13 protein-coding genes are annotated in these 12,437 nt (G+C 44.6%); 5 read left to right on the forward strand and 8 right to left on the reverse strand.

Translation table 11 applies throughout. From position 1 onward, the window contains the following. Positions 1 to 223 precede the first annotated feature (223 nt). Entirely contained in the window at positions 224 to 520 is a 297-nt protein-coding gene (locus tag Q8J68_RS11580) for a hypothetical protein (protein ID WP_305311672.1), read from the forward strand. A 344-nt stretch (positions 521 to 864) separates the two neighbouring features. Continuing rightward, positions 865 to 1,269, forward strand: coding sequence for a PaaI family thioesterase (locus Q8J68_RS11585; RefSeq protein ID WP_305311673.1), 405 nt, complete (start codon positions 865 to 867; stop codon positions 1,267 to 1,269). Positions 1,270 to 1,292: 23 nt separating this feature from the next. Here the strand turns inward: Q8J68_RS11585 and Q8J68_RS11590 are convergent, their stop codons facing one another. Both Q8J68_RS11590 and Q8J68_RS11595 read right to left on the reverse strand, forming a co-directional pair. Further along, entirely contained in the window at positions 1,293 to 2,141 is an 849-nt protein-coding gene (locus Q8J68_RS11590) for a methanogenesis marker 8 protein (RefSeq protein ID WP_305311674.1), read from the reverse strand. A 34-nt stretch (positions 2,142 to 2,175) separates the two neighbouring features. After that, on the reverse strand, positions 2,176 to 3,477 hold the full coding sequence (locus Q8J68_RS11595) for a phenylacetate--CoA ligase family protein (RefSeq protein ID WP_305311693.1): 1,302 nt from the start codon (positions 3,475 to 3,477) through the stop codon (positions 2,176 to 2,178). A gap of 315 nt (positions 3,478 to 3,792) precedes the next feature. On the opposite strand from Q8J68_RS11595, the gene Q8J68_RS11600 reads away from it, so the two are divergent. After that, positions 3,793 to 5,013, forward strand: coding sequence for a hypothetical protein (locus Q8J68_RS11600; RefSeq protein WP_305311675.1), 1,221 nt, complete (start codon positions 3,793 to 3,795; stop codon positions 5,011 to 5,013). A 196-nt stretch (positions 5,014 to 5,209) separates the two neighbouring features. Further along, positions 5,210 to 6,370: a PAS domain-containing sensor histidine kinase gene (locus Q8J68_RS11605; protein WP_305311676.1), complete on the forward strand. Its 1,161-nt coding sequence runs from the start codon at positions 5,210 to 5,212 to the stop codon at positions 6,368 to 6,370. A 215-nt stretch (positions 6,371 to 6,585) separates the two neighbouring features. Here the strand turns inward: Q8J68_RS11605 and Q8J68_RS15000 are convergent, their stop codons facing one another. Both Q8J68_RS15000 and Q8J68_RS11610 read right to left on the reverse strand, forming a co-directional pair. Further along, complete coding sequence (locus Q8J68_RS15000; RefSeq protein ID WP_370867636.1) at positions 6,586 to 6,741, reverse strand: zinc ribbon domain-containing protein; 156 nt, start codon at positions 6,739 to 6,741, stop codon at positions 6,586 to 6,588. 190 nt (positions 6,742 to 6,931) lie between these two features. Then, on the reverse strand, positions 6,932 to 7,339 hold the full coding sequence (locus Q8J68_RS11610) for a DUF5658 family protein (RefSeq protein WP_305311677.1): 408 nt from the start codon (positions 7,337 to 7,339) through the stop codon (positions 6,932 to 6,934). 204 nt (positions 7,340 to 7,543) lie between these two features. On the opposite strand from Q8J68_RS11610, the gene Q8J68_RS11615 reads away from it, so the two are divergent. Beyond that, a complete protein-coding gene (locus Q8J68_RS11615) occupies positions 7,544 to 7,918 on the forward strand; it encodes a potassium channel family protein (RefSeq protein ID WP_305311678.1) in 375 nt (124 codons plus the stop codon). 635 nt (positions 7,919 to 8,553) lie between these two features. Here Q8J68_RS11615 and Q8J68_RS11620 read toward each other — a convergent pair. From Q8J68_RS11620 to Q8J68_RS11635, 4 genes are all read right to left on the reverse strand, one after another. Beyond that, positions 8,554 to 9,663: a methylcobamide:CoM methyltransferase MtbA gene (locus tag Q8J68_RS11620; RefSeq protein WP_305311679.1), complete on the reverse strand. Its 1,110-nt coding sequence runs from the start codon at positions 9,661 to 9,663 to the stop codon at positions 8,554 to 8,556. A gap of 130 nt (positions 9,664 to 9,793) precedes the next feature. Continuing rightward, positions 9,794 to 10,393 carry a Maf family nucleotide pyrophosphatase gene (locus Q8J68_RS11625; protein WP_305311680.1) on the reverse strand — a complete coding sequence of 200 codons (600 nt, stop codon included), beginning with the start codon at positions 10,391 to 10,393 and terminating at the stop codon, positions 9,794 to 9,796. 104 nt (positions 10,394 to 10,497) lie between these two features. Further along, positions 10,498 to 11,565, reverse strand: coding sequence for a hypothetical protein (locus Q8J68_RS11630; RefSeq protein WP_305311681.1), 1,068 nt, complete (start codon positions 11,563 to 11,565; stop codon positions 10,498 to 10,500). Positions 11,566 to 11,740: 175 nt separating this feature from the next. Continuing rightward, positions 11,741 to 12,058: a B12-binding domain-containing protein gene (locus Q8J68_RS11635; RefSeq protein WP_305311682.1), complete on the reverse strand. Its 318-nt coding sequence runs from the start codon at positions 12,056 to 12,058 to the stop codon at positions 11,741 to 11,743. Positions 12,059 to 12,437: the final 379 nt, after the last annotated feature.

Genomic DNA, 12,437 nt, shown 5'->3' on the forward strand with positions numbered 1-12,437 from the left:
ATGGCTTAGAAGAAAGTTAAGAATTCAGTTAGTAGTGCAATGTTTAAGGTAATTCAATAGCGTGGGGATAAGGAGGAAGTAAATTTAGCGAAGTACTGACATTACCTGTATTTGATTGTCCTGTACTGCGTATGGCCTGTTCTATTTCCTCTTTTACTATGCGGGTTTTTTCATGTTTTTTGTCAGGTATTCTCCATTATAGTACAACAATCGGGGTTCGTTCTTGACTGTCCTCTTTATAAAGTCGGATCTCGCAGTCAGCCATGTAACCATAAACTGCAGGCCTACCAGTGCTGCAAAGGTAATTATGCCATCTATTAGTGCGACATTGCCCGCAATAAGAAGGGTGGCGAAGGCAGATCCAATGGTTCTCAGGAGAAACACAAGCGAGATGTATCCGCAAAATGCAAAAACAATTATCCTCAGTATATTTTCCCAGTTACTGAAGAAGATACTAATGAATACCGGCCCTCCTGAATCTCACTGGAAATGTCACGATGTGAGCACATTAACCCCTTGATATGTTCTCACTATCATGTACAGGATTATATCCGATAGTATATAGTCCTCTGCTTATTCTGGAGGAAAAAAGAACAAATGGGTGGCAGGCCATTTGTTCTTTTGTTGAAAATCTCCCGCACTGTTTAAACCCGTTTTTTGTGGTACATAGTAATCTTCATGGACTAACCGTGTGTTCGGTAGTCATTTCGATGTTCTATCATGTTTAAACATGATATTAAACGCATAAGATGTATTTAAGCGTTTCTAAATTCATAATTATTAATCATTTTAGTTTTTGGATTTCTCTTTTTGCGGGCAGAGGAACTTATAAGGAGTAGCCTGTAATAGGAAAGTCAGATAGATATGGATAGGTTATACAAGTATTTTGAGCAGGAGAATTTCGCGACTATTTCTGGCATGCATTTAAAAGAGGTTTCGTCAGGCTATGCAAAGGCAGAGATGAGGATAGAAAAAAGACATCTTAATGTTCTTGGCAGTGTACATGGCGGAACGATATTCACTCTTGCTGACATGGCATTTGCAGCGGCTTCCAATTCCCATGGCACGGCTGCTGTAGCGATTAATGCAGATATCTCTTTTGTCAAGGCAGTCGGCGAAGGCTATCTGTTTGCAGAAGCAAAGGAAACTTCGATAAATCCAAAGATAGCAACCTATACTGTCGATGTTACAAACGAAAACGGTGATACCATCGCAATCTTCACAGGCATGGCTTACAGGAAAAAGGACCCGCTCAGGATTCCTGAGTGAGTATGCATCCATCTTAAAGCAGTTCAGACCAGTTCCCTGGGTTGCTTGTGCCCGGGCAGTGCCGGAAGGGACATCGTATTGATGAGGATTGGTGATTCGACCTCTTTTGCTCTTTCAAGGAGCAACTCCTTTCCTTTTTGGGTTATGGCAAACAGTGGCACTGCTGTGCCGACCTGGGCAAGAGGTTTGACAATCTCTCGTATATTCCTCGAAGCGCAGCTTGTCACAATGTCAAGGTGTTTCACCAGTTCCATGGCAAACTCCTTACCGATGCCCGTAACATGAGCGCCTATTATAGTAAGGTCAAGGTCCATTTCAGACTCTAACTTACGCAGTTCCTTTGCGGTTTCCGGGAACACAACTGTCACGGCTATCTTCCTGTAACCTAACTCTGCTGCTCTTTTTACTCCGCCTGCTGGGTCGATCCTGGCACCTGAAGGGTCAAGGACGATACCTCCTCTCTGCGAAATGCCATTGATGGTAGCTTCTATTGGCTCGGTCTCAACGAGGCCGGATATACGTGCTCCCATGCCCTGTACCAGGGAAGGATTATTTGTTATGACAGTGCCTGCACCGTCGCAAACAGTAACTGTGGTATCGATCAGGCCCCTGTTAAGACCGGTCATCATGACCTCGGATGCACCAAAACCAACGAAAACATCCATCTCAAGTTTCCTTTTGTCAGTGAAAAGCCCAAAATCCCTTATGCGAAACTCCATGTTCTTCCTGATCTCCTCCTTGTTGATCTCTTTTATTCCTCGCGCCTTCTCAAAGATCGGACACCACTCTATCTGTGGATCACCCACTTCGACAACCTTTCCATCTTTTACAACGACCCGGGCCTTTCCCAGAATTTCCATCACATGAGGCATTTTATCACCGCTCTGATAGTCTAATAAGATATCCTTAAAGTGCATTCCTTCTGTCAATGACCTTCTTGGACTTGCCTTCAGAGCGGGGTATAGTGCCTTTCTCGACAAGCTCCACAGCCGTCCTGATGTTAAGTACGCTCTTGAGTTCGTTCTCTACATGTCTCTTCACAGCTGCCAGGTCTTTGAGCTCGCCTGTGAATGCGTTCTCTTCGAGCTCCACCCTTACTGTGAGCTCGTCAAGCATCTTCTGATTCCTGTCAAGTATGACCTGGAAGTGCTCTGTGACCTCGGGTACTTTGGCGATGATATTCTCTATCTGGGAGGGGAATACGTTGATGCCCCTGACAATGAGCATATCGTCAGCCCTTCCAAGCAGCCTGGATATACGGGTAGTGGTGCGTCCGCAGCAGCACTCGCTCTCAAGCAGCCTTGTGATGTCACCTGTCCTGTACCTTATGATAGGCAGTGCTTCTTTTGTAAGGGATGTAAGGACCAGTTCACCTTTTTCTCCTTCAGCCACCTGTTCTCCTTCCTCATCAAGCACTTCTACAAGGAAGTGATCGTTCCACAGATGCAGTCCGTTCTGCTCCTGGCATTCAAATGCAACTCCGGGTCCCATAAGTTCGGAAAGGCCGTAGGAGTCATAGGCTTTAATGTTAAGGCTTTTTTCCAGTTGTTTGCGGGTGTTGGATGACCATGGTTCAGCCCCGAAACATCCTACCTTCAAGGAGAGTTCGTCCACAAGGTCCATTTCGCGTGCTGTCTCAGCCAGGTAGAGGGCGTAAGAAGGAGTGCAGTGAAGGGCAGTAACGCCGAAGTCTATCATCATTTCCAGCTGGCGGGCTGTGTTGCCTGTGCCGCTTGGAACTGCCATTGCTCCGATCTTTTCAATACCATAGTGGAAACCCAGGCCGCCTGTAAACAGTCCGTAATTGACGGCATTCTGGAAAACATCGTTCTCATCCAGTCCTACCATTGTGAAGTTCCTTGCCATAAGGTCTGACCACGTTTCCAGATCATTCCTTGTGTATCCGACAACTGTCGCTTTCCCACTAGTTCCTGAGGATGCGTGGATTCGGATTATGTTTTTTTTAGGAACAGCAAAAAGACCAAAAGGGTAATTATCACGAAGATCGGTCTTCTTTGTCATTGGCAGCTTTCTGATATCATCGGCCGACCTGATATCCTCCGGCCTGATGCCAAGCTGTCTGAACTTTTCCCTGTAAAAAGGCACATTTTCATAAACAGATGCAGCCGTCTTTTTCAAACGTTTTGATTGCAATGCTGCAAGTTCTTCCTTTTTCATTGTTTCATACTTGGGCTGCCAGTATTTCATGAGAACATCTCCGCTCCCTTTCACATAGAACTCCCTGTTTAAATTATTTGCTATCATCACCGGGTACCACATTGTTGCTGCCTGCCCACAGTGGCCATTGAGGAGAATTATTTATACATAATATTATAAATTATGTATTAAATAAGTCTCTTTATGCACATAAATAGCTCAATTGTGGTCATAGATTATTTTCTAATGCCATAATATATAAAAGGTACTACATTAAATCTTTCTTTTGCTGGTGAAGTGAAAGAGATGAAACTGCAGTTTAATAAGAAATGTCTGATACTTGCATTAATAATCTCTCTAGCCTGCATGCCGATTGCAACTGCCGGTTATAATGATGTTGGCATAGAGGTCAGTTCTGCCTATAAGGTAGTACCTGAAAGTGAGAACGTACACGTCACAAAGCAGATCATATTCACCAACACTGATCCCAGTACCACATACAAGCGTGGATATTATTCTACTTTTAACCATTACCTGCCACAGAATGCAAAGAACGTTAAAGCCTATGATGTCGGGAAAAGAGTAGTATTCCAGAAGGTAGAGGAAGGTTATCATGTTTTCCAGTACAACCGGAGGGTGTGGTATGGGGAGAGCTACACATTCTATGTCGAATACGAGCTGGATATTAACAGGAATAGTGCTGTGTTCTACATCCTTGAAAATGGAGAAAACACGGAAGTAACACTGGAAGTCCCAGCCGGCTTTGATACACACCTTGCAAGAAACGGCTATGAATTGGAAGAAATGGAATATTCCAGCATCTACAGGTTCCAGAGAGGGATGGACTGGAGTAGTTCGTGCCTTGTTAATACCGTCAGGCACACTGAACACCTTATCCTTAGTGATGTGGCCCATCTGCAGGAACGAGATGTCCGGATAGAGATCAGATATTGGGAGGGTGAAGAAGTATGGGCGCAACAGATGCTCGATACTGCCCTGATAAGCCTGCCGATATTAGAAGAGACCTGGGGCATGCCTTATCCGGCATCTTATGACATTACAATAACACAGGCAAATCTGACTGAAACAGGTGGCTATGGCGGGTTCAACAAGGGCAGGGCAGGTATCTGGATGCTGCATACCTCGAGCAGCGAGATATTGATCCATGAACTGGCGCACTATTGGACACGTGCCTGCAATTTCGATCAGCTATGGATGGATGAGGGATATGCAGACCTGTACACATACATAGTGCTAAACGAGACCAATCCTGAGAAAGCAGTTGAGAGGAGGGACCGGTTCCTGCAGAAATATGAGGACTTCAGGGATGAGTATGACTTCCCTCTCTCGGAATGGAACATACCCGAAAGTCTGGATGCCTCTAGCGGAGTCAGGGTGGATTTCGGTTACAAGAAGGCATTTGCACTGGCCTATGAGTTGTATGTGGACATAGGACTTGAAAATATGAAGTATAGTAATCAGGCATTTGCGGCATCAGGGACGCCCGTTGATGAAGATGCTTTTATGGATATCATCAGCACATCATCAGGCAGTGACATCACCAGTATAAAGTCCTATATTTACTGATAAGTGTGAGCTCTTTAAAGCCTGCTGTATTCTATTTTGATTAATTGGCGATTATATATTTATTTCTATTTATAAAACTTACATATATTAGTCTAATGGGTATATTTATTAAGCTTAAAGATGTATTGAATTCTGGGAAGTTAATGGTTGGCAGTGCATATCGCCCAGACCATTTGGTTAAAGGGAGTGCAGGAGCATGCAAAGGGAATATGAACAGGAATACATAAAGTCACTGGAGTTAAATAACTCTATCCCGGGTTTTGGGGCAGTCGGTAACCCGGAGACGATAGTAAGTGACAGATCGGATAAGGGTCTTAAGCTCATTTTTGATAGTATGGAAGACCAGATATTCATAAGCGAACTTTTAGGAAAACTAATCTACGTCAACAGGGCTGCCACTATTCATCTTGGATATAGTGAGGATGAACTTCTTGACATGTCGCCTTTAAGCCTGATAGTCGGCAGCAACACAGAACTGCTGTCCTCTATAGCAGAACAAATGGTAAAGAATGAAAAGGCGGTTTTTGAAACTACTCTTCGGGGGAAGAGTGGTGCAGAAATGCCTTTTGAGATCAGTGCCAAATTAATTGCATACGAAGGTCGTGAGGTTCTTCTCTGCGTTGCACGGGATATCAGCAGGAGGAAAACTGCAGAAAACGAGCTTCAAAGATGTGTGGAGGATCTGAAAGAATCCAATGACCTAAAAGAACTTTTTACGGATATCATCCGTCATGACCTGCTGACCCCTGCAGGTATTGTCCTGGGCTTTACAGAGGAGCTCCAGAGAAGGTCTAATGACCAGGACACGACCTTTGCCCTCAGGAGGATACATGAGAATACCAGGAAACTCATAGGTCTGCTTGATTCGGCCACTAAGTTAAGTAAGCTGCAGAAGGTCGATGAAATAGTCTTTGAGAAAATAGACATCGTGTCGCTTTTCCGCTCTTCTGTGGATAACTTCAGGACAGATATAGAAGAGAAGGACCACAGAGTCGAGATTGATACAAGTGCCAGGTGTGTTGCAATCGCCAACCCTATCCTTGAAGAAGTGTTTGCAAACCTACTCTCAAACGCAATAAAATACAGTCCGCAAGGAAGCAGAATAGTGATAGATTTCCTTGACTGCAATGATGCGTGGAAGATCACGGTCAAGGACTACGGTCACGGTGTCCCGGACAGTGATAAACCCTGCATCTTTAACCGTTTCCAGCGCGCTGATAAGAAAGGCATCAGAGGTACCGGTCTTGGCCTTGCCATCGTTAAGAGAATTATCGAATTGCATGGCGGCATGTATGGAGTGGATGATAATCCGGGCGGCAAAGGAAGCATTTTCTGGGTTGTTGTAGGGAAGGCATAGACATTTCCTTGTTTTTTCTTTCCTGACCGTTTTCTATGTCCTGCCAATCCAAATGATTCTGCAAGTACTGCAGCCTGGTTAATTGCAATGATCAAACCATTTGCATCGTAATTAAGGTGTGTGCAGTTGGGAGTGGGGGTCGGTGGTAAAAGAAGGCACACACCTCATACAATTTACTCCGTTACACTATATAAGGCTACTTCTTTTGATGCTGGTTATTGTATAAATAGTAGATGTGTGCAAATGAATCCACCGTTCTGATAGCAATAAACGCAATACTCATCATTTCTGGAGCTATCCATGTTCTTCCCGAGATCCTCTGTCATTTCCAGGGGCATCCCACAGCTCTGGCACAACACCTTACATTGCATTTTCTTTATATCGATGCATTCACCCGTTCAGTTACATGCAGAGTTTCATGTGTTTTCTCCTTGGTCCAATTGAGGGTCGCAAGTTTTTAGAGGGACAATGAAAGTTTATAATATATTTTCATGCCAAAGATAATAACCTTTCATGTAGTATTAATAAATCCTCACAGGAACCTGACACTTTTTCAAAAAATTATAGGATACATAATAGTTTGTCCAGCGGACTGCCTGCACCACCAATGACAAGCAGGTTATTTGTAACGACCAGTATTCCCAGAACGGATATAGAATGCCTTGTGATGTTCCAGGTAGAAGGATGGCCCCGCTTTTTAAGGTACAGGTAGTCCAGGAAACAAAGGCAAAGGAACAGCAGTTTGGTCACTACAAGACTATAGTAACCATAATTATCAAGAAAACCTGAGATGATGAAATTTGCCTCGTAGCCCAGTTCGTTCTCAAGGGCAAAGACAGTCGTTGATATATCGCCTATCACGTAAAAAAGAAATATGTACCTGATATCGCTACAAAACTCCTTAATACTTACCTGTGCATGCAACAGACACACTTTACAGTCCGCCTCAAACCCTGGAAACTGACCCAAACATACCTCTCCCTGTAATAATAGGAACCAGAGCAGCTTAAAACTTGAGAAACATTGTTACGAAACAAAGTTTTTTACTTCAAGAGTAAGTGGTTTTATATTCAGGACGTACAAATAGGTATTACGGATTAAGTTCAGGGGAGGACATAATCTATAATCCCGGTTATAATAGCATTTGTTATCTTTGTGAGAACACTGATACAAATGTTCAAAGAGGAAGATTTCCGAAGTCTTTTCATACTTGTGGGAATTGTTCTTGCCTTCGGAACTCTTGTCTACCATAACATAGAAGGCTGGGGGTGGCTTGATTCATTATATTTCTCGGTGATCACCCTGACGACCATTGGTTATGGCGATCTTAGCCCCACGACAGACATCGGAAAGATATTCACCATCATGTACGTGTTCATAGGCTTAGGGATATTGGTCGGCTTTGTTACTGCAACAGGGGACTTTATACAGAAAAGACGGAAAAATCGGATTGCAAACCACCAGGGATCGACACAATGGCTATTTTCACATGGCGATCAGGAAGCTCCGGATGAGGATGCGACAGTGCATGTACAAGAAAAGGATTGATTGTGAAGAGAAGGCCATTTCTGCTATATCTTTTTGTGTTCGCTCCAATGGATTTGATGAGGAAACATCATGCAATTTATGATAGACAGATTACCCGAAACTGCTGCCTCTTTTGTACAGATGCGTCCAACCATCTTCAAGGGCAGTGCTTAATACCCGTTTTCATGGTTCTAAATCCTCGCCGCCAAGGCCTTCAAGGAACCCGAAGACCTGATCTACTCCCTCAGAGACTGCGACATCTTCGAGTCCTGCCAGGCCAACCGCTCAGTCCGCCAACGCCTTGTCAAAAAAGGCGTCCTCCTCAAGAAGTTCGACAGCGACGGCATGCAACAGCGAGGCGTGTATATTGTCAATCCGATAATCAGGGATTTCCTGAACATGTATAAGGCCAGAGGCAACGAGCATTTTGTTAAGGGAGGAATGTATCTCGACCTTTAAGCCACGGCTGTAGTGGGGGGTGGCGGCCCCCCCGCTGCGCCCCACGGACCTTAGTTAGTTGTTGGACACCGCTTAATCTCAAAACCCGCGTGAATGCGAAGCATTGACGCATCAGTCTCTTTGCAGTGTCGAGTTGCGAAGCAATCCGGCGCGGTCCAATACACAGGTACGACCTCCACCTGGGTAACTGTCGGCTCCTATAGGAGTCCTTTTTCCTGGTAATACTCGTCCCTTGCAGCCACAAAGGCCTTCAGGTGCTCAAGAGGCGTCCTGGGGGCAATACCACACCCCGGAGCAAGGATACCTATACCATCCTCGATACATTGTTTAGCTTCTTTCTTGATGACGTCCCTGGATTTGTAAAGCAGTGTTTCCGCTGGGGAGACATTACCTATCAGGCATACCTCGTCGCCCACCATCTGACTGGCGTAGGCTACATCTACCTTCTCTTCGATGCTGAGTCCCTGAAAACCGGAGTCTGCCAGCGGCTCAAGGATTGCAGTGGCATCCCCGCACATGTGAAGCAGTTTCATCCCCTTCATTTTGCTTGTAAGCGACCGATAAACCGGAAGTACCAGTGATTCAAACAGCGGCGGAGGGAACAGGTCGGGACCGGCTTCGGAATCAATTACTATCACAGCATCTGCGCCATGATCATATAGAGCATTGGCATATTCGGCGCACACCTTTTCTCCGAGATCCATCAGTTCCAGAAGAGCATCGGGGTCTGTTATACACCACCTCAGGTAGTTATTCGCACCGGCAAGATAGAAGGCTGTGGCAGCCGGCCCGATCATCCCTGCTATCAATGGAACATCGTCCCCTATCCTCTGCTTGATGATGTCAGTAGCTTCCAGCATTGTCCTGATCCTTCGCATTCCAGGATCGCTGGCAGATATCCTTCCAATGCAGTTGCTTCGGGATTCAAGCGCGGTTCTGATATTTCGGTTTTCCAGGAGGTCTTTGGGGATATTTACTTTCTTGATATCGCCTTTATTCTTGCAGGGAAAATCCAGCTGGTATGGCTGTGTATCAAAAGATCCCTCAGCTATAGTGCATCCAAGGGTCTCAGCAATGACAGTGGTACAGAAAGGATAGCGTACAGATTCAAAACCAGCTATTTCATGGCCAGCTATAGCAAGTGTTGCCATCTGTCCTGGGTCATAGTTAGCCTGTGGCCAGCTGGCACCGGATAGTTCCATAAGATCAACGATGCCTGTCTGGGTAACGGAGCACACAGGCACTTTGTCAACTTCCTCCTGTTTTACAGAGCGCACGAAACGTTCTTTCAATGTCATATCGTCCAAGATGCCATCCCCTTTATCGTTAAATATGAAGATTTCAAATCTATATCTGCGGAATATGTTTTCATGCACGTACTTTAAGTTTGCGATAAAATCGGGTGTATTCACGCTGCCGGAGGAGAGGACTTCATTGCTAAGGATACTTGCCGCCCCAGAGCATATACTCAGCATGCATTTGCTCCAGCATCCTTCCCAGCCTGAAAAGAGGCAGCCCCACTACATTGAAGTAATCGCCTTCTATCCGCTCCACAAACAGAGCACCTTTTCCCTGGATGGCGAATGCACCCGCCTTCCCGAAAGGCTCCCTTGTGTCAATGTAGCAATCAATCTCCCGTGGTGACAGATCTTTCATAAATACCAGGGTGGTCTCACATTCGCTGATCTCAAGAACTCTGCCGATATCCAGCAAAGTGACGCCTGTAATGACCCTGATCTTCTGGCCGCTTATTTTCTGCAGGGTTTCTTTTGCCATGCTTTCAGAAGTGGGCTTACCTAATATTTCACCATTGCAAACTACAAAAGTGTCAGCGGCTATGATCAGTCCTTCCTGTAAATGAGATGCAACATTCCTGGCCTTTTCAAGGGAATGATGGACAGCAAGTTCCTCGGGTGTACAGCCTTCCACCTGCCTCTCGTCATAAGAGCTGATGTATACATCAAACCCATCACCTAATAACTGTTCCAGCAATTCCTTTCTTCGCGGAGAGGCTGAGGCAAGTATCACTTTTCCCATGCGCTTATTCTGCTGATAAAGGATATAGTCCTGATGAGCATGCAATCCAGCAGGATATCCACTGCCTTTCTTCTTACATAGGCTCATAGGGAAGAAGTTTGCACCTATGCAGGTGCTTCCTCATGACCCGGACCTTTGAGATCATCAAATATAGGAATCTCTATCTCCGGATACCATAGCTGCAGGAAGGTGAGCAGGTGATACCTGAGGAAGACCTGACCAGGCATGCTCACAAAGGCTATTGCAAGTATCAAGAGGATAAGCTGGATGAATATCAACGCTACCAGGACAATCCAAACTGCCGCTGAACCCGGCCATAGAGCTGTAAGCACTATGTAAAGCAGGCCATCTATCACCAGCACGATCAGCAGAGCCAATAAGATAACCACCAATGCTGTAATGCCAACCAAGATAGCTACCACAAGACCCAGGACTATTCTTCCGATCCAGTAAAGGACGATCTGCCATGGGTCGCGCCTGAAATTTCTCAGTACCATCATGAATGCCCGGAATATATTGTTCCCTGTATAGAGGGAAACAGGTATGGACAGGCCAATAAAGGAACTAACTACTCCACCGGCAATTGCAAGTAAAAAGATCAGAGCAAACAGCAGGAAGATGAAAAGAATGGCGTTGGAAGCCGTGAAACCCGGGGAAGTTGTAGCCGAAGCACCCATGACAATGTATATGAAGGGCAAAGTCACGGCAGCAATGATGACCAACAGTAAAATGATAAGCAGTAAGCGCAACAGGAACAAACTAAAACCGTTACCAAGGTACCTGCGGGAATACTTCCAGAACCTCACATCATCTTTCACAAGGGATTCTACGAAAACGAACTCCATTACACTTGAGATATAAGAAAACAAAAGCACCAGAAGTAAGAATAATATGATCAGCACAAATGCGATCCCGAACATATTGGAAGAGGACCAGTCAAAGATATGCTGGAATGTATCGGCTGCTCCTGCCGGTACGGGGGGAATGGAAGATATGTCCGATTCATCAAAAGAGTAGTTGTTGCCGCCGCCTCCGCTATTGAAGCCTGATCCTCCGATGAGAAGCACTATAATAGCCAGCTTCATCCATTTCCAGAAATCAAAGGGTTCCAGCAGGCATTTCTTTGTCCGGGCAAAAGCCCTGTCAACAGCATCAGCTACAAACCAGCTCATAAAAACCAATATAGCGCTTCACTTTAAATAATTTACTATTTTACTAAAATAGATATGGCATTTAAAAACAGGCATATCACATAGGTTGTAGAAAAATATAAAAAGTACAGAATTTTACACTTTTTAGTTTATCAACAGAAACTAAACTCAATCGTCTGTTCTTCAGAAAGCAAAATTAAACGTTCATGGCTATATTGCCGAAGAAACAGAACTTATGCTCCGGGTTATCCATTTCAGGTTTCAGGATATCAAGGCCTGCGTCCATGATCTTTGAAGCTGCAAATATCTGCATAAGGGTAATTTTGTCTTCCTCGAACATATCCCCAATCTCCTTCATTCCGGCCACAAAACCTTTTTCGATAAACGCTACAGGATCAAGGCCTGCTTCAAGAGCCTCCCTTGCAGCATGTTCGGCTTCTTCCATGTCAAGGCTTACTACGGCATGTTTTGCCATATTGATAATATCCTGGCCGGTCAATTGTGAAGTTTGCATATTATAACAACCTTTATATTATATATTAAATCCAATAATATTCATATGTATATATTTCTTTTGGTAATGTTACATTTTATTATTATGTTGGTGTTTTAGTATGTTGTTACTTAAAGTAGCGAACATACAGATAGCCGGCTATCCAATAACCTACCAGACCAACCAGCAGGGTGCCCGGAGCAAAAACCCAGACGGTAGTTCCTCTGGACATAAAATACAGATTGATTATAATCAAGTATAAGAGTGAGAACACGATAAAACAGATGATCTGAAAATAAACTTTACTTATAGCCATAAATGAACACCCCCCTCTAGAACAATTCATCTTGTTTTCTCTTCCTTTTTAGATTAAGGAGAAGGATGATCATATTTATTCGTG

The organism is Methanolobus sp., assembly GCF_030682845.1.
Lineage (GTDB): Archaea > Halobacteriota > Methanosarcinia > Methanosarcinales > Methanosarcinaceae > Methanolobus.